This is a genomic window from Thalassobacillus sp. B23F22_16 (assembly GCF_043496955.1).
GTDB lineage: Bacteria > Bacillota > Bacilli > Bacillales > Halobacillaceae > Thalassobacillus > Thalassobacillus devorans_A.
Genome location: NZ_JBIEKD010000001.1, coordinates 160,836 through 183,900 on the forward strand (window position 1 = coordinate 160,836; position 23,065 = coordinate 183,900).

The following is a 23,065-nucleotide window of genomic DNA, read 5'->3' on the forward strand; positions in this document are numbered from 1 at the left end:
AAAAAAAGCTGGCCTGGAAGAAATCCAGACCAGTTTTATAGACAGCGTTCTACAAAGCAGACGCTTTAATCGCCTTTCTGCCTATTCGCTTTCATTGCTACTGCCAATTGTTGAGAGTTTAAGTCATCTGCCTGACTCAGTTGTTCCACGATATTTTCATAGTCCTCTTCAGGGCGAGTTTGACTCAATTTATAAGCAGCTTGAACATCTTCCACTTTCACTTTGAACCCCACGATACCTTTGATTTGTTTTTTAGCTTGTGGAGAAAGTTTTTCCCACAAAACTGGATCTTTCCGATGGTTCTCATATTTTTGCAAAAGCCGGCTAAGATCCTCCTGTAATTCCTGCTCCACCATGAGCGTCGCAGTTCCATAAACATGAACCGACTGGTAGTTCCAGGTTGGCACATCTTCTGACTGATACCACGAAGAGGATATGTAAGCATGCGGGCCCTGAAACATAACCAAAACAGGATCATCGCCGAACGTTTGCCATTGGGGGTTCCGGTAAGCCAAGTGGCCGGTCAAATAATAATCATCCCCTCGTTTAACCAGCTCCATAGGCAAATGCGTCGCCAGCGGTTTACCGTCAAGGGCCGTTACCAGTGTTCCAAAGGAGTGCTTCTCTATAAAGGCCTTGATTTCTTCAAAGTCTTTCATTTCATAATGCTTTGGAATATACATAGAATCCACCTTTCATTGAAGTTTCTTGGTCATAATCAAATCCGTCTGTTTTTCATCACCCATATAAAAAGAATGAGCTCCTATTTGTATAAACCCCATTTTCTCGTAAAAAGTAATCGCGTTCTCGTTTTTCTCCCAAACACCAAGCCAGATTTTCTGCTTGTTGTGATCCCTTGCTATATCAATAGCTTTGTTCAGCAGACGATTACCAAGCCCATGTTTTTGAAATTTATTTTTGATATAAATCCTTTCGATTTCAAGTGCGTCCTCCCCCATATCTTCCGTCTGCGCCTCACCGACATTAACTTTTAAATATCCAGCGACTTGCCCATTAAAATAAACAAGAAAGAATCGCGAGGACACGTTTGATAATTCTTTTTCTAATTGATTCAACGTAAACGCCTTTTCAAGATAGGCATCCATATCTTCTGGTGAATTCTGGTGCTCAAATGTCTCTCTAAAAGTTTCATAACCAATCTCTCGAAGCTGGAATACATCTTCAACCGTACACTTGCTTATCGTTACCTCCATGTTCCCTTGCCCCGCTTTCTATCCTTAATAGTTTCTCCTGTTTCCCTTTTTCACAAATTCCCAGTCTTTCTCAATATTTTTTCGTACTCGTTGCAGAAGCTGGTGAATGGTTTCCGCTTCTGTATCGGAAAAGCCCGCTAAAGCGACGCTATTGGAATAGTCATTCTCTCGTTTGATAATAAGCGAAACCTGTTCCCCTTTCTCGGTCGGATAGATTTTCCTGATTTTTTTATTATGCGGATCTTCCTTCTTCTCAATAAAACCGTTCGCCTCAAGGTTTTTAATGGCACGAGCTGCTGTCGTTCGATCCACTTTTATCATCTCGGCCAACTTCTCCTGAATGATTCCTGGATTTTCAACGATTCGTACCAGATACAAATACTGTCCTTTCGTCAGGTCATATTCTTTAAATTCAATATTACTGATCGAATCCAACGCCCTTGCAATCATGCCAATTTCCCGAAGAATTTCAGTCATAACAAACTCCTCACTGTTTTTTATTGCAAATGCAACAAAATATTATATGTAGTATAACTCACTATTGTTGCATTTGCAATATTATACTCACAAAAAAAGCTGCCCATCAGATTATCCTGACAGACAGCTCTCACTAGTTAATAAGGGTCAGCCTCGTGGCTAGTCTCCACCGCTTCTTCTACTGCTTGGTGCTGCGCGGTAGAACCGCGACCGTATTTAGACTCGCCTGATTTCCGGCCCGGAACTTTATTCTCCTTCTGCATTTCCTGCATTTCCTTCATTTTTGCTTCGATCCCTTCCTTTACACGGCGGCCATAATCTTCATCAGCTTGTGTAAAGTGATCGATCATCGCATCGCGAATTCTTTGGTCGCAAATCGCGAGTGCATTCGAAAGGTTTTTGATTAATTCCTCACGCTCCCAATCTTCAAAGCTGCGGTACGTGTGACCGGCCTGACCGTAGTTGTTCGGGCGGTCAATTGGCTCGCTCATCGCCGCCGCATGGTACGTAGGCTCATGGGGCGGCGTTTTCGATCCATCGGCTTCCTTAAAACCGCCGACCATGGAAGGCTCATAATTGATGTGCGGGTTGTCATCGGACTCTCTCGGGTCGCGGATATCCATCTGCCCGCGCTGCTGATTAGTCCGGACACCTTTTTTCGGAGCGTTGACCGGAAGTTTCAAATAATTCGCCCCGATACGGTAGCGCTGCGTATCGGAGTACGAAAAGGTACGCCCCTGCAGCATTTTATCATCGGAAAAGTCCATTCCATCCACAAGTACCCCGGTACCAAATGCCGCCTGCTCAATCTCTGCATGGAAGTCCTCCGGATTACGGTCCAGCACCATCCGGCCGACCGGATGCCATGGGAACATTTCCTCGGGCCATAGCTTCGTATCATCGAGCGGGTCAAAATCAAGCTCTGGATGGTAACCATCTTCCATGATCTGGACAAACAGTTCCCACTCCGGATATTCACCGCGCTCAATCGCTTCATATAAATCCTGTGTCGCATGACTGACGTTCTTGGCCTGGATCATGTCGGCCTCTTCCTGTGTTAAATTTCGGATTCCCTGTTTCGGCTCCCAGTGATATTTAACCAGCACAGACTCGCCTTTGTCATTCACCCATTTATACGTATTCACCCCGGAGCCCTGCATATGACGATAGGTAGCAGGTATTCCCCATGGCGAGAATAGAAACGTAATCATATGGGTAGCTTCAGGTGTGCGGGAAACAAAGTCGAACATCCGCTCCGGACTTTTGATATTTGAGGCGGGATCGGCTTTAAACGCGTGAATCATATCTGGAAACTTCATCGCATCACGGATAAAGAAAATCTTTAAATTGTTCCCGACCAAATCCCAGTTGCCGTCTTCCGTATACATTTTCACAGCAAATCCTCTGGGATCCCGATCCGTTTCCGGGGCATCCTTCGCTCCCGCTACCGTAGAAAAACGTACCATCAACGGTGTTTTCTTACCGGCACCTGAAAATACTTTCGCACGGGTATATTTTTCGACCGGCTCGTCTCCGACTTTCCCATACGTTTCAAAATACCCGAATGCACCAGAACCCCGGGCGTGTACAATCCGTTCCGGTACTTCCTCCCGATCAAAATGGGATATCTTTTCGATAAAATGGTAGTTCTCAAGTGTAGCCGGGCCGCGATTTCCAATCGTACGGATGTTTTGGTTGTCCGTCACAGGGCGCCCCTGCCGTGTCGTTAACGTCTCCCGCTCCATGTTTTTATCGTTGGCACCATGGTTATTTTTACTGTTGTCCAAAAGGAAAACCTCCTTAACTAATCTGCCATTAGCTTTTCTTGAAACGGAAAATTTATGCAGGATGAAGGAGGTTTACTTCCTATTAACAGGTTTTATATAAGGACTCTCTATTGCGCTTGTGCCACTTGATTTTTCTTTGTCATTGTAAAAAACACCACAGATCCGATTGATGCGGTGATGAATAACGTTGCCCCCATCGGTACAGCGGTCGATTCATTTAAACCGACAAGAGGAGAAACAAGCGAGCCGAATAATAACGGGAGCATGCCTAACACCGCACTGGCACTCCCTGCCCGATGACCCTGATGCTCCATCGCGAGCGTAAACGTACTGGTGAGCACCATCCCCATCGCGGTCATATAAATAAAAATTGGAATAACCAGCGAGGCAAGCGGACCTTCGATGATGGTCATCGTCAGGAGAAACGCAGTCGCAGTTACCGCAACAATAACCGCTGTGCGCAGCAAGCTGCGTTCGTGAATAATCCCGCCCAGTCGCCCGATAATCGCACTGCCGGAAATGATCGCAAGACCATTAATGCCAAACAAAATACTGAACACCTGCGGCGAAACATCGTAGATCCCCTGGTAAACAAACGGTGTTCCTGAAACATAAGCAAAACTTCCTCCATGAACAAAACCGATTGTCAGCGCATATCCGATAAACGAGCGGTCCTTCAGCAGCCTGCCAATCGTGCGGATTGTTTCCCCGAGCTTGCTTGGAATCCGTCTTTCTCTCGGCAGCGTTTCCGGTAATTTGATGTACATCGTAAGGACTATCACCAGTCCAACAAAAAATAGGAAATAAAAAATCGTACTCCACGTGGCGAATGGCAGCATCAGAATTGCTCCACCGGTCATCGGCGCAATCATCGGAGCCGTCGCATTGATCACCATCAGGAGGGCGAAAAATTTCGTCAGATCCCTTCCGTCAAAAACATCCCGCACTACCGCCCGGGATAACACCACACCCGCAGAAGCGGTGAACCCTTGTAAAAAGCGGGCGACTACGAATATGTAAATATTTGGTGCCAGGGCACATAACAAGGAGGCTAGGGCAAAAAGAAAAATAAAAACGAGCAGCGGCCGTCTTCTCCCCTGTGAATCACTGATAGGGCCCACCACAATCTGCCCGACCGCAAGACCAATGAGACACGTCGTCAGACTGAGCTGTACAAACGAAGCTGTCGTACCAAAATCCTCTGCAATTCCAGGGAAACTTGGCAAATACATATCAATGTTCAGCGGGCCTAATATCCCCAGCATGCCAAGCAAAAACGCCAGACCGATGCGCTCTTTTCCTGTTGGATTATGTAACATGATTCCCAAACACCCTTTTTTAAACATTATTAAACTATGATTCTACTCCTATGAAAAAAAGAATGCCAACAAAAAGCCTGTTGACCATTACTTTTCATACCCGTGTTCTTATTCAGCCCGCTTCCACATATATTTTTACGCAATAACTAGAAATGTTAGGGGCTGAAACAATGAGAACTGCCTACAGAAGATGGTCAGCTTACCCATACCAAGGCGAGCAAAACCCCCCGACGCCTTACCCTGCAGCAGCATCCTATCCCATGTTTTTCATTACCAGAGGAGAAAATAATTCCTTCCTGAACCCTTTTGGGCAGCCAATTAAGTGGAAGATTAAGGATCCATCCAGTGTGCATTGGGAGAGCGAATTATTGATTGTGGAACAAACGTTATCCCGCCTGACGTCACAGCAAATGCAGATTGCAAACTATTGGGCCAACGCCGAAACAACAGAGAACATGACCCCGATCATCTTTCATCTAGCAAAAAAATACAAACTTGGCTCTCCCTTAGTCGCAAGAATCCTTGCCTATTTTCATGCAGGAATTAATGATGCCTTTGTTATTTCCTGGTATTTCAAATACCTTTGGGATGTAGCGCGACCCAATCAATACGGCCGGAATATTAACCCGATTTTGCCTACACCACGCTTTCCCGCCTACCCTTCGGCTCATGCCACTGTGGCTGGATGCGGGGAAGTGATCTTAAGTAATATTTTCCCAGCAGACGCACCGGATATAAAAACCATCATGGAACAGTGTGCGATGTCACGGCTGTATGCCGGAGTCCATTTTAAGGTGGATAATGATGAAGGGTTACGGTTAGGCAGACAAATTGGGGAAATGGTCGTAGAAGTAATGAAACGAGAAAACTCCACGATGAATCGTTTCTAAGGAGCTCACCTTTTTTCGAATAGGGCAGATCGGGAAATTTCCACCTGACGACGATACCTTCTGTCCTAACTCCGCCATGTTCTTCCCTTAACGGAAAAAGCTTTCGAGCTAACAGCGCTAACTTTCTCCCTAAACTGATTTAGCAATACAAAAGAAACTTTCCACAATTTCACATGCTATACTTTTATATGGACCAGATTCCACTGGCAGAATTAAAATACTTGCCATCACCTAGAAAATGGTGGATTATGATTAAGTGTTTATTTTAGAAACAGTTACGGGGGATACCATGGAACCACAATTAAATAGAAAGATTATACTAGTTACATTTATGATTGGCGCGTTTTTTGCCGTGTTAAATGAAACACTGCTCAACATCGCCCTGACAGAATTAATGGAAGTATTCCAGCTCGAAGCACCAACGGTCCAGTGGATGGCGACCGGCTTCATGCTCGTGATGGGCGTCCTGATGCCGATTTCAGCCCTGCTGATCCAGTGGTTTACGACCAGGCAGATGTTCATTGGCGTCATGACCACCTTCCTGACCGGGACCATCATCGCGGCCGCAGCCATTAATTTTCCCATGCTCCTTACAGGACGGATGATCCAGGCCGTCGGAACGGGATTGTTGATTCCAGTCATCATGAACGCCATGTTATTGCTTTACCCTCCGGAAGTCAGGGGGAAAATCATGGGGACATTCGGGCTCGTTATCATGTTTGCACCGGCAATCGGACCGACACTATCCGGTGTCATCGTGGATTTACTAGGCTGGCGCTGGCTGTTTATTACCGTTATCCCGTTTGCCACCTTTTCCATCGTTTTTGCGTGGAAATACTTACAGAACGTCGGAGAAATCACGCGACCGAGAGCTGATGTGCTGTCGATTGTGCTGTCATCGATTGGCATCGGTGGAATCGTGTATGGTTTCAGCAGTGCCGGGGAAAGCGGAGAAGGTTTTTCCTCCCTTCACATCATGCTTATCATCGGTATCAGTCTGATCAGCATGATATGGTTTGTGTTCCGCCAGTTGAAACTCGAGGAGCCATTACTGGATGTCCGGGTGTTCACCTATAAAAGTTACGCCAGAGGCATCACGATTTTCGTCATAGTCATCATGGCGATGTTCGCGTCAGAAATCGTCATGCCGATGTACTTGCAGGGACCGCTCGGGTATTCGGCAAAAATGGCAGGACTCCTGCTGCTTCCCGGAGCATTATTGAACGGCCTGATGTCCCCGGTGATGGGATCACTGTTTGATAAATTCGGGCCACGAAAACTGATCATTCCAGGCAGTCTCGTCTTAGTCGCCGTGATGATTTTCTTCAGCAACCTGAGCCCATCCGTACCAATCTGGCTGTTTGTGTTTGCCTATATCGCCTTAATGCTTTCGGTCTCAGCAATTTTGATGCCATCCCAGACGAACGCCCTGAACGAATTGCCAAAGCATCTGTACCCGCATGGCACCGCCATCGCCAACACGCTCCAGCCAATCGGCGGCGCGCTTGGTGTATCAGTGTTCGTCAGCATCATGACCCAGGGACAGAACAGCTACCTGTTCTCCCAGAGCGGGCCCGCTACGGAGGAAGTAGCCAACCAGGCGATGACCGCCGGTGTCCATCACGCCTACTGGTTCGCGCTCGCGCTGTCCATCGGCGTGTTTGTGACTTCCTTGTTTATAAAAAAAGCAATCGCTCCCGATTTTCATGCCGAAGAACCGGCAGAATCCTAATAAAGGCGTCCGCCCCCACCTTGAGTGGTGGGAAGCAGACGCCTTTTATTGATTTCCATCCTCTTTTGTCTTCAAAGCTTGTAATATAACCTGCTTTAAGTAAGGAGTCATTTCTTTGAGCTGATCGACATCATACACACCTAAATAATACTGCACAACCAGCCCATCGACGAAAGCGACTAGCAGCGAGGCTCCTTTATCCGTGTGGAGAACAGGGTATTCCTTTTTATGATCCAGCTGCTCCAGCTTTGCTTGAAGATGGTCAACCATCTCATTGAATGCCCCGCTGAAGGTTCCTTGGGCAATGTCTCCATTGGAGTACCTTTTCAACACGTACTTAATACTGTCGATATTTTCCTCATTATAATCCCACGAATCATACAAAAACTTCTCGATAAAACCCGCTACAGTCGCACGGTCATTATCTTTGACGGCATTGACGTAATCATATTCCAATTGCTTTAATAACTCATCCATATCCTGATGCGAAACTCGATGTTCCATTACGATAGCCTCCTTTCCTGCTTTACTCCTATTCCCGAATGCTGGTGCAGTAAGCCTGCTTTTTTTACTATTCCACGAGGATACTTGCCCATACTTCAGTCAGTATCCGATTCGCTGGGATTAGGACAACTTTCTCCTTTTCTCCTCTGCTCCTGTCCGCATTCAACTGCTTTGCGGACAGCTTTCCGCTTTTCCATCTTCATCCTGTCCTTATCCATGCCCTTTGAGGACAGCTTCACGCCTATTCGACTGCATCCTGTCCTCATACCACCCCTTTGAGGACAACTTCATGCGTATTCGCCTGCATCTTGTCCTTATACCATCCCTTTGAGGACAACTTCATGCGTATTCGCCTGCATCTTGTCCTTATACCATCCCTTTGAGGACAACTTCACGCGCTTTTGCCCCCAACCTGTCCGAACCCCAGCCTCAACCCCTCGCCAGAAACCAATAACTGGAAACTATCTAACTCTAAGCAGCTTTCTTAGAACCACCCTACCCAGTTTTCTTTCTTCTAAAGGTTTTTATACACCCGCTAATAACCGTCCGATCTAAATCAATGTGTTCCAACGTACCTAACCCCCTCCATAAAGACCGCGCGCGGAACAAACCAACCTTCTCCCGGTTCTTATAGTTACCATCTGCTACTCAAAAACTATTTAATAGCCTATGATTCTATGTTATTCTACCTTTGATAAGCAAGGGAGTGACAAGTACCATATGAAAAACATAAGAGCGATAATCATAACGTTAATGGTGGCAATTGCGGCCACCTTTGCGATTAGTGGAAACTTTACTTCCACTTCACCAAAGGATGCTTTTGGACATACAAATTCAATCGAACATAAAACCTATCCACACCAGGAAATCGACCTGACCGAACGACTGGAAGATGGGAAAGAATTGACCGTCAACGATCTCCGCCGGGGTTATAAAAACGGAGCGTTTACTGTCTCGCAGGTTGTCCAGGCCCACCTGGAGCGCATCGAGGAATTTGAAGATACATATAATGCCTTCACCTTCATTAACGAGCACGCTTTACAGGAAGCAAGTGAAATACAGGACCGTATCAACAAAAAACAGTCTCCCGGCCGACTGGCAGGAGTACCGGTCGTCCTCAAGGAAACGGTGGATGTGACTGGTTTCCCTTCCACTTTCGGCTGGGAAGGTTTCAGTAAAGAAGCCGGCGGCATCGAACTCTTGCCACAGGTCGACGCACCAATCGTGCACAAGTTAAAAGAAGAAGGTGCAATCATTCTTGGCAAAACGAACATGCCCGCCTTCAGCATTTCAGCGACCAATGCCAACACCAGCTGGGCAGGAAAAACGTTGAACGCCATCCATCCAGCCTTCGCACCAGGAGGCAGCAGCTCCGGTACAGCAACTGCTGTGTCTGGTAATCTGGCAGTTTTAGGCATCGCCGCAGAAACCGGCGGATCGATTCAGAATCCAGCTGCTTCCCAGGCCCTTATCGGAGTAAAACCAACTTTCGGGCTCGTCTCGAATACAGGAGCCGCTCCGTTTGCAGCAAGCACAAGAGACGTACTCGGCCCGCACGCCCGGACGGTTGCGGATGCAGCAACGATGCTCGATGTCATCGCCGGGACTGACCCCGAAGATCCGAAAACGGAAAAGGCAGATGCCAACCTGCCAGAGGAAGGCTACGCCGCCGGCTTAAGCGAAGATTCCCTGGAAGGAAAACGCATCGGGCTCTACGGTCCCGGCTGGCGAGGAGAATCATTATCTCCAGAAACACAAGAACTGTATGACCGCGCGATCCAGGAGCTCGAAGCGCAAGGAGCCGAAGTTGTCACCGATCCTTTCGCCGGGTCCGGTTTCGCTAAGTATGTAAAAGCCACCGGAAATATCGGTTACGATGCGCTCGTCTATGACATCCAAACCTATCTCAACCGGATGGACCCGGAAGGCGATATTCCGACAGTAACGGAACTGTTCAATCAATCAGCAACAAAGCCATGGGCTGCAGGCCAGCCGCTTCAGAACTTCGATGAAACGGAGTTACAAATGAATTTGCAAAACCCGAATCAGCAGCCTGACTTAGACTACTTTTTCGAAGCAAGGGCAAACTTTCAGTCCTACATCAATGAAGTGATGGAAAAGCATGACCTGGATGCGTTTGTCTACCCGCAGATGGCTGATGAAATCCCGCCACTCGAAGAAGGCATCCATCAACCGACAGCAGCACCAGAGGTCAATATCAGCGGGCAGCCACTCGTCACCGTACCTGCCGGCTTTTACCAAAGCGGCACACCATTTTCGCTCGCCTTTTTCGGAGAAATGTGGAGCGAAGCCGAGTTGCTTGCAATGGCCTATGATTATGAGCAATCCACGCAATATCGAGAAGTTCCAGTCTTAGAAGCTGAATCAGCAACCAACACAAATTAAACCACCATCGAAAAGAAACGGCTTCAGCTATATAAAATAGTGCTGGAGCCGTTTCTACTTTCACAGGGATAAAACTCTAATATTTCCTCTTCAGGAAATATTAACCATGGTATAATGACATTATGTAATAGAATAGGTGACTCAAGGGTGGTCGGCAGCATCCCCAACAGAAAGGGGGTGGTGCTGATGACAGTATATGAAGCATTGATCTTCGCAGTTGCATTCGCGACTTTGATCATAGCGATATTGTCGTTTGACCAAAAAAAATAATCCACCCTTGAGTTAGAGGCTCAGGTGGATTATTCCGCTTTAGCCGATCCCCCTTGAAGGGAACCGTTCTATTACCGACCGTAGATGTTGGCGCATCTGCGGTCTTTTTTAATATATATAACTTCTACGTTTATTATACCATAAAATGCCGGATATAAAACATATGTGTTTTCTTCCTTCTATGCAGCACTGGAGTCCCTTTAAAACCGAAGAAAACAAGGGCGCTAAATTCATGCTATATAACAACCCATCTCATTGAAACGGAAAAACTCGATACACATCGAGTAAAAGGGATTGCAGCCGTCCAAGGAACCAGTCACTATTCTTTCCCAAAAGCAAAAACCATAGTATAAAGACCGTTCCACTTGAAAATTCATCCGCTTACGGTCCTGATCTCCGCTTTAAAGACCACCCGACATTACCTACTCCTATCTAACAGTCTTAATAACCTTTTTAATGACCGTCCGTCATCGTTTTCCCTTTCCTAGCGGTTATTAAAAAACGAATCACCACATCCTCCCAACCTTTTAACTAGCAGCCCGCAGAAACTCCCGGGATAAAAGCTTATAAATTCCACCGAATGGTAATTTATTACATGAATTATTTTACATATAAAAATATTCTGTAATATATTGCATTTTGCATATAGGAGGAGTATGATAGGTTTCATTGATATATTGCATATTGCTAATCTACTAAAAAACCATATGAGGAGGAAGACTTCATGAAGGGGAAATTGTCTTTTTCAGCTTACACATCGATCGGCGTCATGCTATTTGCATTATTTTTTGGAGCCGGGAACCTGATCTTTCCGGCACAGCTCGGCCAAAATGCCGGAACCAATCTCTGGCCGTCCGTCATTGGATTTTTAATTACTGGCGTGGGACTACCACTGCTTGGAATTATTGCAATGAGTTTTTCGGGAAGCCGTAACCTGCAGGAGCTTTCCAGCCGTGTACACCCAGTTTATGCCGTGTTTTTCACGTCCCTGCTTTATTTGACCATCGGGCCATTTTTCGCGTCTCCCCGTACCGGGACCGTTGCGTTTGATGTCGGGATCGCACCATATATAAATGAATCATCGCAGCAATTGGGATTATTTATTTTCACCCTGCTATTTTTTGCAATCGTTCTCTTGTTTTCCTTAAAACCTGCCAAACTTGTTGATAATGTTGGAAAGTTTTTGGCACCTGGGTTGGTCGTTCTGCTTGCCGTTCTACTAATAGCGGTCATCACCAATCCAATGGGAGCGATGGAAGCTCCTCAGGAAACTTATACCAATGGAGCTTTCATCACGGGTTTTCTCGAAGGATATAATACAATGGACGCACTGGCATCCTTGGTATTTGGAATTATCGTTATTAACGCGATCCGCTCCATGGGCGTCACCTCCAATACTGAAATCCTAAAAGCAACCGTCAAGGCAGGCAGTATTGCCATCGTGCTGCTTGGAGCGATTTATGTCGGTATCGCCTATTTAGGTGCGACAAGCACACAGGCTTATGGGATTTTTGAAACCGGCGGACCGATCTTAAGTAACGGTGCCTCCCATTATTTCGGGACCTTTGGTTCTGTGCTGCTCGCCATTGCGATCACGTTGGCATGTTTGACAACAGCGATTGGCTTGACGGTAGCCAATGCGGAATACTTTCATACGTTGTTTCCGAAGATTAGTTATAAGACACTGGTTGTCTTCTTTGCTACGATCACCTTTGTGATTGCGAACTTTGGACTGGCTAACATCATCACGTATTCTGTGCCAGTCTTGATGTTCTTGTATCCATTAGCGATCGTCCTGATTCTTTTGACATTCGTGTCTCCATTGTTCAATCATGCCACGATCGTTTATAGTTCAACCATCGCTGTCACATTTTTAATCAGCATCTTCGATGGGCTTAAATCGCTCTGTGAATCACTGGGAATCGAGTATTTCAGCTGGATGCAGCCGATTGTAGGCTTTTACGAACAAACCTTGCCACTATATAACCAGGGGCTTGGATGGCTGTTGCCGGCAATTATCGTCATTGCCCTTACTGGTATCATCAGTCGCTTGCAAAAGGCTCCCGTTCATGCCTCATAAACGAAGTAAAGCCGGCCTCCTCATTACCAGAGGGGCCGGCTTTTTCGATTGCTATTTAAAATCTTCTACGGTACGGAGCCAGTTATCTTTCATAATGGCTGCTGCTTTATCCTTGTCCCCATCTCTCATGGCGGCAAGGATTACTTTGTGTTCTTCGATGGATCGTTCGGCCAGGATGATAGAATTATGAAAAAAATGCCGGCGAACGTGTGCCTGCAAGGATGCTACCATGTTTTTGATATACGTATTTTTCGATATATCAATAATCACCTGATGAAACTCCTCATCGACTTTCAATGCATCATAGGCATGGTTGGCAGAAATCAATTCGGCAAACCGTTCATTGATATTTTCCAGCTGGGCCAGCTGATCCGCAGTAATATGATCGATTGCCAGTTCCGCGGATAACGACTGTAAGGCTGCCAATGGCGGGAGGAGATCCTTGATAGCTTCGCGTTCGATTTCCGTGACTTCTGTACTCTTCCCCGGAAACATTTTGACAAACCCCTGTACTTCCAACAGCTGCAGGGACTCACGGACCGGTGTTCTGCTGCTTCCTAACGCATTAGCCAGTTCCGTATCATTCAGTTTTTCGCCTGGACGCAAGGTTCCTTCAATAATCCATTGCTGGATCTGGTTGAATGCATTTTCCTTGGCAGATTGACGAACGGGCTTCGAATGGTTTGTTGGTATGGGCATGGGAATCAGCCTTTCTGGATAATCTTTCTGTATGAAAAAGTATACAGGAAAATACATTAGATTGAAATATGCAATATATCACCAATGACGTATATTCGATAAAAAGTGCCTGCCTCCCCCTGCCTGGATCAAGTCGGATCTCAGGAACATTTTAGAAGAATTCCTTGCATCAAAATCTTTCAGTTGAATAATATGGATATGATACGATAGTGAAAGGTTACATTAGAAAAACTTGGCTTATCGCCAAGTACTTATGGCGAAAGCCTTAGATTTTCTAATACTTTAATTCTTTAACAAAGTTAAACTTTCTTAAAGTACAAAAGAAAGGAGAAAGATGATGGAAGTACATAACCCGGTAGGTTTCTGGAACAGATTAGGCGCAAGAATCATCGATGGTATTTTAATGGGGATCGTGACAGGAATCATTTCTGCCATCCTGTTTGGAGAATTTGCGAATGACGATTATAACCCCTTAGATGGCATCGGCCTCTTATATAGCATCCTTCTCCCTCTCTTCTGGTACGGATATACCGTAGGAAAACGCGCGACAGGCGTGCGCATCGTGAAGAAAAATGGAGAAAATGTAGGCATAGGCAACATGCTGATGAGGGAATTGGTAAGTATTTTTGTTTATACGCTCACATTGGGAATCGGCCTGATCGTCAGTACATTCATGGTCGGTCTAAGACACGATAAACGAGCGATCCATGACTTCATCGGAGGCACCTATGTCACCTACGATCCGCCAGAAAAAAATGAGTATGCCGAATATTAATTAGAAAAACTTGGCTTATCGCCAAGTACTTATGGCGAAAGCCTTAGTCTTTTCTTATACTTTAATCCTTTAACAAAGTTAAACTTTCTTAAAGGATAAAAAAATGCCTGAACTTCTCCAGCGGAAGGTCAGGCATTTGTTATGAAATTAACTTCAAGCCTATCGCAGCACCTAATATCATGGAAATAAAAACGATTCGCTTCAGGTCCTTCGGTTCTCCATATAAAAACATCCCCATAACCGCTCCGCCAGAGGCACCAATACCTGTCCAAATCGCATAGGCCGTGCTCATAGGCAGCGTTTCCATAGCCAGGGCAAGGAAAAGGAAACTGGCACCGAACGCCAAAATCAGGAGTGCAAGCGACTGCCAATTACGATGCTTGTGCACCCTGTTTATCATTAATACACCTAACATTTCGCAAAGTCCTGCAAGGATTAAGGATAGCCATGCCATTACGCTTCCACTCCTTCCTCTTTATCTTCAGTCACTAGTTTCAGACCAATAATCCCCGCTAACAAAAAGCCGATCAGCATAATTTTTGACCATTTAAAAGGTTCTTCAAAAAACAGAATTCCTGCAATGACCGTACCCGCTGTCCCAAGTCCGACGAAAACCGCGTAAACCGTTCCTACAGGAAGCCTTTTTCCGGCCATGATCAATAAATAGAAGCTGATGACGATGGAGACGACTGTACCTCCCCATGCCCAAAAACTATCGGCGTGTTTCAGTCCAATTACCCACAGTACTTCAAACAACGCCGCAATAAAAACTTTCAACCAGTTCACTAGATATCCCCCCATATCATATCGCCTAGCAAATGTAGCGAAATCCCTTTCAAGTCAAACAGTAAAAAGCCTGAGAGACCACTGTAAATACAGCATCTCCCAGGCTTTTGTCCTTCCGTGTCACAGCTCATCACTGTGTGTTTTCTCTCGGACCAGACTAACTTGTAAAAGTTACGGAACCCTAGAAAACAACTTTTTTTATTGAATTGTGTTTAATTTATCACGATAGAGTCGGGGAATCAAGAACAAGGCTATCGTTTTACCTTTATCATGTGGATTCCATATCCCCTATTTTTTCCTTAACAATCTCATGCTGTTAAGAATAACGATTAACGCAGCGCCGGTATCACTTAGCACCGCCATCCATAAGGTTAAGATTCCTGGAAAAATTAAAACCAGCGCGGCTAACTTAGTGATTAAGGAGAACCAAATGTTCTGCTTAATAATATCCAGGGCTTTACGGCTCAAACGGATCGTATGAGGAAGTTTTTCCAAATTATCCGCCATGAGAACGATGTCGGCTGTCTCCATGGCTGTATCTGTGCCAGCACCCCCCATGGCAATGCCAAGGTCAGCTGTCGCAAGGGCCGGAGCGTCATTAATTCCATCCCCTACCATCGCAACGCGTTTTCCTTCCGCCTGCAGTTTCTTCACCGCAGACACTTTGTCTTCCGGAAGCAGCTCAGCAAAGTAACGATCGACTCCAGTTTCGCCTGCAATTTTTTTCGCCGTTCCTTCATTATCACCCGTCAACATCACCATTTCTCTCATACCAACTTGCTTGAGCGTTTGAATGGATTGAACCGTAATGTCACGGATGGTATCTGCAACAGCAATTAGACCCAGCACCTCTGATCGAGTACCTACCACTACAAGCGTGTTTCCGTTGCCTTGTAAGGAGTCCATACGTTCTTCTAATTCATGAAAAGGAACTTCCATCTCTCGAAACAGCTTAGGATTACCAGCAAAGTATTCCACACCGTTAATCGTCGCCTGGGCTCCTTTACCCGCAATCGCCTTAAAGGCTTCCCCTTCCATAGCTGGAATGCTACGCTCTTTTGCATAAGTGGTGATTGCCTGAGCGATTGGATGAGTGGAGTGCTCTTCAATCGTCCGTGTAATACTAATCAGCTCTTCCCTGTTGTTATGAAGGGAGATCACTTCGGCAACTTTCGGTCTGCCTTCTGTCAGCGTCCCTGTCTTATCAAAAGCAATCGCCTGAATGGCTCCAGCCTTTTCTAAGAATGTGCCACCTTTGATGAGGACACCGTTTTTAGCGGCATTTCCAATCGCAGATACAATCGCCACGGGCGTGGAAATCACCAAGGCACAAGGGCAGGCGACCACTAATAATGCAAGGCCTTTATAGAGCCACTCACCCCATGTTCCGAAACCAAGTAATGGCGGTACCACCATGACAAGCAAGGCAAGAATAAAGACAATCGGCGTGTAGACACTTGCAAAGCGATCGACAAAGGCCTGCGTTGGAGCCTTTTTCTCCTGGGCTTCTTCCACAAGGTGAATGATTTTTGCAATCGTTGTATCTTCCACTAACTTTGTAACTTTTACTTCTAACGCTCCACTTTCATTGACCGTACCTGCATAAACCGTATCCCCTTCCTGTTTATCTACAGGCAAGGATTCTCCGGTAATCGGAGCCTGGTTAATACTCGATGCCCCTGATAAAATTTCCCCATCCAGCGGAAGTTTCTCCCCGGGTTTAATGACAATGATGTCATGGATTCCCACTTCTTCTACGGGCTTCCGGATAAGTTGATTCCCTTCTTTAACAGTAGCTTCTGATGGAGTCAGGTTCATTAAACTTCGGATGGAATCTCTGGTACGCTCAATCGACCTGTTTTGTAACGTGTTACCTAAGGCGAAAAGCCATACGACCGTCGCTCCTTCAAACCATTCACCAATCAAGGCAGCTCCAATGGCTGCAGAGGCCATGAGCACATTCATGTCTAAGGAACTACTTTTAATCGCATAAAAGGCACTTCTCGCCGGTTTATATCCACCGATCACAATCGCTGCCGCATATAGTGCCGTAATTAATCCGGAGGTTACGTCAGTAAAAGAACCGATAAAACCAAGAGCCAGGAAAATTCCGGAGAGGGTGGTCGTCGAGGCTCCTTTTTTCTTGCTATCAGATGCTTCACTCTGGTTACGGACCGTATTTAAGGAAGCATCGAAACCAGCTCGTTGAACCTCTTTAATTATTTCTTTTTGGTTTGTGGAATGATCAATTTGCATTTTTCCTGTAGAAAAATTCACCTTGACCGCTTGAACATTCGGATTTTTGCTTAAGTGCTTTTCGATCGTCATGGCACAAGAACCACAATCCATCCCTTCGATTTTATACGTTTGCATGTTTTTATTATTATCCATAGGCTCAGCTTCAAAGCCCAATTTGCGCACCTGACTCGGAATAAGTTCATATACCGAACGATCAGCGGCGCCTACGGCCATTTTTCCGGTGCCATAGTTTACTCGGACCGATTGGATTCCTTTGGTCTTTTGCAGCCCTTTCTCAATGGTAGCTGCACAGGAAGGACAGTCCATCCCATTTACTCTGAACTCCATGGTTTGCTGCCCTGCTGGCTGAGTACTCACGTCATTTACTTGCTCGATTGTACTCTCTCCCGAACTGCAACAGGAAGATGGGCCTCCTGTATGTTCTTCTTTTGAATCACTCCCACAGCATGAAGCTATCGGAGACGTTTCTTTTTCGTTCGGCTCACTTCCGCAACATGTAGAATTGGCAGAAGCTTCTTCGGTTTTCTTCTCAGAACAGCAGGATTCTTTTGTTTCCTGGACTTCCGGCTCTGTGTGATTCGTGCAGCAACTTGATGTTGTTTCTGGCTCTATGCGACTCATTGGTGTGCCCCCTATCTATTCCAGTCATCCTTCTTTTGAATGTAATAAAGCAATCGATACTAACTGGTGAACATGATCATCCGCTAAGGAATAAAACACAAGCTTTCCTTCTTTACGATATTTGGCTAATTTCATGTTGCGCAATAACCTTAAATGATGAGAAGCCGTGGCCGTCGTTGAGCCAATGATATTGGCCACATCACAGACACATAGTTCCTTCTCCAGTGTTAACGCATAGGCAATTTTCATACGAGTGGCATCCGACAGAGCTTTGAAAATCAACTCCACGCCTTCCACCTTTTCGATTTCCGGCTGCACGCGTTGAACAAGCTCTTCATCATAACAAAACGTATCACACGTATCTTTCGGTGCTTTTTTCACTATCTCTTCACTCATAATGTTCACCTTCATTCTAATAATTATTTGAATGTTTGTTTATAGTGTATGTTTCCTATGCTTCCAAGTCAACACAAAACAATAAAATGGGCGTTTGAATGAAAAAAGAGACTTCATTGCTGAAGCCTCTTCTTTACGTGCACGATTCTATTGTTTTTTACAGGAATGGTACATTCCCCCCTCCTGCTAAAAGGTAACAGAGGGAGGGCAGGTAGCCGATTACTCAATCAGCAAACGCCCATCGCTGAAAGATACCCCAATAAAATCATTATTCGTCCTCCTTCTTTTTTGGTTCAGTTGTACCCCAGTCAAAGCCTGATTTTCCCCAATAATATAGAAACCCAGCGGAAGACAGGATAGCTAATATGGCAATTAGTACACCCATTAAAATTCCACCTTTTTCATTTAATAAAAAATGTTTACCTACATACTTAGTTCCTTCTTTTCCGCTGTGTCTTCCTGGTAAAAAGATTTCCTATTCGGCTTGATTACTAAATAAGAAAATATAAATGATGAGAGCAGCATAACCAGCGCTAAAGCAACAATGGTGATTCGTAAAGAGATCATATCAGCAAGAAATCCGATTCCGAGAATAAATAGCACTTGAATAACGCTTTGAATTAACTGATAGATGCTTGTTACTCTTCCCATAATCTCAACGGGAACATTATTTTGATAGAACGTCATGATTCCTGCATTCAGGAATACATTAAAGAATCCTAGTATGACAAAACCAGCGACGATAGAAGCAAAAGACCAGGAAAATGCATAAATGATATACCCAGCCGTCGTCATGGTAAGTCCGATAACAATCATATACCTTAACGAGAATTTATTTGAAAAAAAGGATAACAAAACGGCTCCTGTCACCGAACCGATTCCGGTTATACTGATTAACAAGCTGTACTCTAATTCAGACAGACCGATGACTTGTTGTGTAAACACAACTTCCTGGGTGTCCATGGCAAAGGAAAAAACCATCACCATAATAAAGCCGAGATAAATAAATGCTACATATTTATTTTTGGACATGAATGTACGTACTTCTGTAAAATCACGAACCACTTGCGAAAAGGTTAAAGCCGGTATCTTTTCTTTATCAATCTTCTCTTTTTCAGGAAGAAATAATAACAAAATTCCTGATAGAACAAAGAACCCTGCATTAAGCAATAAAGTTGTTTCGACTGACGTTAATAATATGAGTGCTCCTCCAATTGCCGGTCCAATAATAAAAGCTCCAGAATCAGTGAAAGAACGAATGGCGTTGAAGCGCTTTCTCTTCTCCTTTTCTACAAGAATAGCAACATACGTCATAGAGGATGGATTAAAAAAGGACTTTGCTACACTCAATATAACTAGAATCCCATAGATGACGATCATATTGGGAGCAAATGGGATAAAACTGATAAACACAGCTCTCATGATGTAAGTGACGACCATGACTTTACGCTTGCTGCGATAATCGATAAAACTGCCAGTCCATAATTTTGTTACGATATTCGTTAATGGCGCAATGATCCAGAGTCCGGCCACAGCAGCGGCAGAACCCGTCAGTTGATAGACAATAATATTGATGGCAACTAAGTAGATAAAATCACCAATACTAGAAATCCCAATCGAAGATAATAATAGCGCAGGATCTTTCCAACTCTTTGATTTTGGTATCATATAGAACTCCTAATGTATAAATTGGCACCACTCTCCGGGCTAGCAGCCGGGAAGTCAGTTATGGATATTCAGGACTTCGATCAATTCAATAATATCTTTTTCGTTACCAGGGTCCACCGCCACAAGCTCCGTACTTTTAATAATTTCTTTGTAAAAACTTTCTCCTGCAGGGTATTCTCCATCCCAGCGTAAAGGAACCTGATAGACATTAATGGTTCCATCGCCATTCCCGCTGTATGTGACCGAACCAGCTACTAATCGACTGCCTGCCAATTGGATGACATCTTCCGGATAATCCGCACTGGTTTCGTCATCAGGGTTGAGTGGAGTACCAGACGGAATATGTCTGACATTCAATTCGTCCACTTCTTTTAACTCGCCAAGTTGCAGCCAAACACGAGCATATTCAATCTCCTCTGAAGAATAATCAGCTAGCGGATCCTCTTCTGCACTTCCGTTTGCATGATCTGACTCCTCTTCACTTGTCTCTTCTCCTGAAGAAGCTTCCTCAGAACCTCCCTCTCCTGACTTTTCTGTTTCACTATCTTCATTATTATTTGTTTTCTTTTCTTCTGCATCTACAGCAGTATCTTTGTTAGTCTCTTCGCCCGTACCTGCTGTACATCCCAGAAGTAATACCAGAAGCAACAGCAGGGAAACATCACCAAATACCTTTATTAAGTTTTTCATATGTAAGTCTGTTCCTTTCCTTATTAAATTGGAATTTCCCTTATGTCTTTCCATCCATAAACAACTTCCTTTAGTTTTTTACCTGCGATTTCAATCTCAACCGTATCCACTTTTTCAGCTCCAAGATGCTCATAGAAAAAACTGGCATCATTATCTTCCAGCACTAATACAAGCATGGAATAAACACTTTTAACCCTTAACTCTTGAAGTATTGGCGCTAATAACTGTTTCCCTAACCCTTTTCTTTGATGTTCTTTCAATATGTATATAGCATATAATTCGCCTCCAAAGGCAGGGTACTTCCCCGTCCTTTCTGCACCGCCATTCGAGAAGCCTATGATCTTACCATCATCATTTTCAGCTACATAAACAGGTTGACTGGAAATAATTTCTTTCCATTTTTCCTCCCGGCTTTCGTAACTCATGTTGTTTAAATATTCATCAGGTACGATGTTCTTATACGTGGAATGCCAGCTATCAACCTGCACCTTTGCCACATCTTTCGCATCCGTTACAGCTGCCTTTCTAATTTCCATCCTTCCCCTCCCTTATTTTTGATTCAATTCCAATTATTTCAAAACCCCATCATTTACACAACACTAATTCCAAAAAAAAAGCGCAATCCCTTTTTGGGATTACGCTTTCGTTCAACCAAAAAAAAATAATCCACCCTTGAGCTAAGGACTCAGGTGGATTATTTCCTTCTGAAGCGCCGATCCCCCTTGCAGGGAACCGTTCTATTACCGACCGTAGATGTTGGCTCATCTAAGGTCTTTTTATACTATAGTTTTCAGAATATAAAACCTGTATTGTCCTTGGGTCCTCAGTCCACTCCACTCTCTAAAATGGAAAAGGTCTTAGCCTCACAATTAATTTCTGCTTTTGCTCCATATGGTAAAACGATTTTCGGTTCGGTATGGCCAAAATTCAAGTTATATAAGATCGGTAAATCCCCCAAATCAAATTCCTTCATTACCGTTCGAATTTCTTCTTTATATTCTTCGTAATACTTCTCATCCTGAGGTTTGCCAAATAGGATTCCATTCGCCCTTTTCAGGATACCTTGTACAGCGTAATTCCGTAACCAATACCGGATAAAACCAGGGTCAGGTTTTTCTTCCGATGTTTCCAAGAAAAGAATGCTTCCGTTCCAATGTTCCTGATCAGGCCAAATCTCTGTCCCTTTTGCAAACTCCAGCACTTCTATGCAGCCACCAATCAAATGCCCTTGTACCGTACCAGAACCTTGTATAACCTCGTAACCTGAATTCGGCTGCATGGTCCGACGTCGGTTTTTATTCGCTTCTTTCCACTCCAAATGCTCACTTGTCCATGCTTCTGCAGGCTGGATTTGCCCAATAGTTTTATTTGAGAAAAGCGTTCGATTCACCATCTCAACCGTATACGGATCCATCTCCACATTTTCAGCAAAATCAGTCATAATAGCTGGTCCATAAAAGGAAGAAACCCCTGCTTTAAGACAAAACAGATGGGAAATGGTCACATCCGAGTAACCCATAAAGATTTTGGGATTTTCACGTATCACATTGAAATCGATATAGGGAAGTAAGCGAATACTGTCATCACCACCGATATTTGCAATAATCCCTTTAATGCTGTCATCTTTAAAGGCCGACATCAAGTCTTCAGCACGAGCCTTTGGATTGTTATAAAGATAGTCTCCGCCTTTCAAGCTGTTGGGCATCGGGATAACTTCCAGTCCGAATATATCTTCTAACCGCTTTACACCTTGTTCATAACGCCATCTAAGATCAGGCTCCCCCGCACCTCCCCAGGAAAGACTTATTGTTGCAACACGATCTCCACGTTGCAATTTCTTTGGCTTTATTAACACACCCACTTCCCCCTTAAATAAAATCGTATCCTTTAGTTGAATTGTATCTCTTTTATATTTACATTTGGAACTCCAGCTTCTATGTAACTTCTTATCAATTTCCACTCATTAGCTTCATTCCGCTTAAATGTCTGAAAAAATAAGCTGACATTCTCTAATTGATTCCCATCAATTATTAATGTAGCTGATAAAATTGCCATTACTTCATCTTCTCGTAAAGGAATAATCGACACTTCATTTAAGTCCCATTCGTTCCCTTCTAGTCTTGCGAAATTAAATCCTTGTTCCCAGCCAGCTATCGCCTCTTCATAACCAAAGTCTACTATCTCGTTGTTGGAGATCTCCCTCGCTCGATATTCTTTGGAAATGATATCTTTCATGTCTGTTAAAGACGAACTTTTCCAAACATCTAAATAAGAATCAAGAAACTTGCTAAATGAACTATTTTCCAAAATAAAAATCCTCCTAAAGTATGTAATAGCATGTAAAAACTATGAAGCTCCTATTTTTTCACAACAAATGATGCTCTGTTGCCGGGTATGTATCCTCCATTTAACGAATGGGCCCCATATATACAACTTCGACTTGAACAAAAGAATCCCTCTTTGTCACTAGAATCTAACCAAAAGACATGGTC

General features: G+C 44.4%; 21 protein-coding genes and 1 riboswitch. Of the genes, 5 read left to right on the forward strand and 16 right to left on the reverse strand.

Features of this window, described 5'->3' with window-relative positions; all coding sequences use genetic code 11:
• Positions 1–65: 65 nt before the first annotated feature.
• The 5 genes from ACGTNI_RS00825 to ACGTNI_RS00845 all read right to left on the reverse strand — a co-directional run bounded on the left by ACGTNI_RS00825 (position 66) and on the right by ACGTNI_RS00845 (position 4,797).
• Positions 66–683, reverse strand: a complete 618-nt coding sequence (locus ACGTNI_RS00825) for an FMN-binding negative transcriptional regulator (RefSeq protein WP_394459210.1) — start codon at positions 681–683, stop codon at positions 66–68.
• A 12-nt stretch (positions 684–695) separates the two neighbouring features.
• Positions 696–1,214, reverse strand: coding sequence for a spermidine/spermine N(1)-acetyltransferase (gene paiA / locus ACGTNI_RS00830; protein WP_394459212.1), 519 nt, complete (start codon positions 1,212–1,214; stop codon positions 696–698).
• A gap of 24 nt (positions 1,215–1,238) precedes the next feature.
• A complete protein-coding gene (locus ACGTNI_RS00835) occupies positions 1,239–1,691 on the reverse strand; it encodes a MarR family winged helix-turn-helix transcriptional regulator (protein WP_394459215.1) in 453 nt (150 codons plus the stop codon).
• A 137-nt stretch (positions 1,692–1,828) separates the two neighbouring features.
• On the reverse strand, positions 1,829–3,436 hold the full coding sequence (locus ACGTNI_RS00840; protein ID WP_394459830.1) for a catalase: 1,608 nt from the start codon (positions 3,434–3,436) through the stop codon (positions 1,829–1,831).
• Positions 3,437–3,585: 149 nt separating this feature from the next.
• Positions 3,586–4,797: a Bcr/CflA family efflux MFS transporter gene (locus tag ACGTNI_RS00845; protein ID WP_394459217.1), complete on the reverse strand. Its 1,212-nt coding sequence runs from the start codon at positions 4,795–4,797 to the stop codon at positions 3,586–3,588.
• A 170-nt stretch (positions 4,798–4,967) separates the two neighbouring features.
• Here ACGTNI_RS00845 and ACGTNI_RS00850 point away from each other — a divergent pair, with 170 nt between their 5' ends.
• Together ACGTNI_RS00850 and ACGTNI_RS00855 are read left to right on the forward strand one after the other, a co-directional pair.
• On the forward strand, positions 4,968–5,687 hold the full coding sequence (locus ACGTNI_RS00850; protein ID WP_394459219.1) for a vanadium-dependent haloperoxidase: 720 nt from the start codon (positions 4,968–4,970) through the stop codon (positions 5,685–5,687).
• Between the two features lie 289 nt (positions 5,688–5,976).
• Entirely contained in the window at positions 5,977–7,419 is a 1,443-nt protein-coding gene (locus tag ACGTNI_RS00855) for an MDR family MFS transporter (protein ID WP_394459221.1), read from the forward strand.
• Between the two features lie 45 nt (positions 7,420–7,464).
• Here the strand turns inward: ACGTNI_RS00855 and ACGTNI_RS00860 are convergent, their stop codons facing one another.
• Positions 7,465–7,923, reverse strand: a complete 459-nt coding sequence (locus ACGTNI_RS00860) for a hypothetical protein (RefSeq protein ID WP_394459223.1) — start codon at positions 7,921–7,923, stop codon at positions 7,465–7,467.
• 720 nt (positions 7,924–8,643) lie between these two features.
• On the opposite strand from ACGTNI_RS00860, the gene ACGTNI_RS00865 reads away from it, so the two are divergent.
• Both ACGTNI_RS00865 and brnQ read left to right on the forward strand, forming a co-directional pair.
• Positions 8,644–10,329 carry an amidase gene (locus ACGTNI_RS00865; RefSeq protein ID WP_394459224.1) on the forward strand — a complete coding sequence of 562 codons (1,686 nt, stop codon included), beginning with the start codon at positions 8,644–8,646 and terminating at the stop codon, positions 10,327–10,329.
• A 994-nt stretch (positions 10,330–11,323) separates the two neighbouring features.
• Positions 11,324–12,679, forward strand: a complete 1,356-nt coding sequence (gene brnQ / locus ACGTNI_RS00870; RefSeq protein ID WP_085507346.1) for a branched-chain amino acid transport system II carrier protein — start codon at positions 11,324–11,326, stop codon at positions 12,677–12,679.
• A 51-nt stretch (positions 12,680–12,730) separates the two neighbouring features.
• On the opposite strand, the gene ACGTNI_RS00875 is transcribed toward brnQ, so the two are convergent.
• Positions 12,731–13,378, reverse strand: a complete 648-nt coding sequence (locus ACGTNI_RS00875) for a GntR family transcriptional regulator (RefSeq protein ID WP_085509190.1) — start codon at positions 13,376–13,378, stop codon at positions 12,731–12,733.
• Between the two features lie 337 nt (positions 13,379–13,715).
• Here ACGTNI_RS00875 and ACGTNI_RS00880 point away from each other — a divergent pair, with 337 nt between their 5' ends.
• Positions 13,716–14,153, forward strand: a complete 438-nt coding sequence (locus tag ACGTNI_RS00880) for an RDD family protein (protein ID WP_394459227.1) — start codon at positions 13,716–13,718, stop codon at positions 14,151–14,153.
• Positions 14,154–14,292: 139 nt separating this feature from the next.
• On the opposite strand, the gene ACGTNI_RS00885 is transcribed toward ACGTNI_RS00880, so the two are convergent.
• The 9 genes from ACGTNI_RS00885 to ACGTNI_RS00925 form a co-directional block, all read right to left on the reverse strand.
• Positions 14,293–14,607, reverse strand: coding sequence for a DMT family transporter (locus ACGTNI_RS00885; protein WP_085507342.1), 315 nt, complete (start codon positions 14,605–14,607; stop codon positions 14,293–14,295).
• The gene (locus ACGTNI_RS00890; RefSeq protein WP_139823809.1) at positions 14,607–14,939 is read right to left on the reverse strand and encodes a DMT family transporter; all 333 of its coding nucleotides are present in this window, start codon (positions 14,937–14,939) and stop codon (positions 14,607–14,609) included. Before ACGTNI_RS00890 ends, ACGTNI_RS00885 begins: the two co-directional genes overlap by 1 nt.
• A 94-nt stretch (positions 14,940–15,033) precedes the next feature.
• Positions 15,034–15,135: riboswitch (guanidine-I (ykkC/yxkD leader) on the reverse strand.
• A 92-nt stretch (positions 15,136–15,227) separates the two neighbouring features.
• Positions 15,228–17,819, reverse strand: coding sequence for a heavy metal translocating P-type ATPase (locus ACGTNI_RS00895; RefSeq protein WP_394459230.1), 2,592 nt, complete (start codon positions 17,817–17,819; stop codon positions 15,228–15,230).
• A 24-nt stretch (positions 17,820–17,843) separates the two neighbouring features.
• On the reverse strand, positions 17,844–18,215 hold the full coding sequence (locus ACGTNI_RS00900; protein WP_085507337.1) for an ArsR/SmtB family transcription factor: 372 nt from the start codon (positions 18,213–18,215) through the stop codon (positions 17,844–17,846).
• 423 nt (positions 18,216–18,638) lie between these two features.
• Positions 18,639–19,883, reverse strand: coding sequence for an MFS transporter (locus ACGTNI_RS00905; protein ID WP_394459232.1), 1,245 nt, complete (start codon positions 19,881–19,883; stop codon positions 18,639–18,641).
• Between the two features lie 54 nt (positions 19,884–19,937).
• Positions 19,938–20,573 (reverse strand): YdeJ family lipoprotein, encoded by a 636-nt coding sequence (locus ACGTNI_RS00910; RefSeq protein WP_085509189.1) that lies wholly within the window; start codon positions 20,571–20,573, stop codon positions 19,938–19,940.
• Between the two features lie 23 nt (positions 20,574–20,596).
• Positions 20,597–21,109 carry a GNAT family N-acetyltransferase gene (locus ACGTNI_RS00915; RefSeq protein WP_394459235.1) on the reverse strand — a complete coding sequence of 171 codons (513 nt, stop codon included), beginning with the start codon at positions 21,107–21,109 and terminating at the stop codon, positions 20,597–20,599.
• A 287-nt stretch (positions 21,110–21,396) separates the two neighbouring features.
• Entirely contained in the window at positions 21,397–22,428 is a 1,032-nt protein-coding gene (locus ACGTNI_RS00920; RefSeq protein ID WP_394459237.1) for a S66 family peptidase, read from the reverse strand.
• Positions 22,429–22,460: 32 nt separating this feature from the next.
• Complete coding sequence (locus tag ACGTNI_RS00925; protein WP_394459239.1) at positions 22,461–22,880, reverse strand: flavoprotein; 420 nt, start codon at positions 22,878–22,880, stop codon at positions 22,461–22,463.
• Positions 22,881–23,065 lie beyond the last annotated feature (185 nt).